This window comes from Thermaurantimonas sp. (assembly GCF_046299575.1).
In the GTDB taxonomy this organism is placed as follows: Bacteria; Bacteroidota; Bacteroidia; order Flavobacteriales; family Schleiferiaceae; genus Thermaurantimonas.
On sequence record NZ_JBKBHX010000009.1, the window covers coordinates 720 to 955 of the forward strand.

General features: G+C 46.2%; 1 protein-coding gene. It reads left to right on the plus strand.

Annotated features, from left to right (window positions below):
- Nucleotides 1-19 precede the first annotated feature (19 nt).
- Nucleotides 20-187 (plus strand): hypothetical protein, encoded by a 168-nt coding sequence (locus ACK4EX_RS11065; protein ID WP_409772768.1) that lies wholly within the window; start codon nt 20-22, stop codon nt 185-187.
- Nucleotides 188-236: the final 49 nt, after the last annotated feature.

Below are 236 nucleotides of genomic sequence, written 5' to 3' on the forward strand. Positions count from 1 at the left end.
GGTCTTAATCCTTGTTTTAGTGGTGCAGACGACAGAGTGTCTGCATCCATTCATGCAACTGCTCACTGCGTTGGCAGGCATTCATGGAAAGATACATGGCGGGGTTGAAATAAACGGGTTGCCCGAGGAGCTGAAAAAGCTCGTCTTAATCCTTGTTTTAGTGGAAGATACATGGCGGGCTAACTGAAATAAGCCCCGTAAGGGGAAATACAATCGGGTCTTAATCCTTGTTTTAG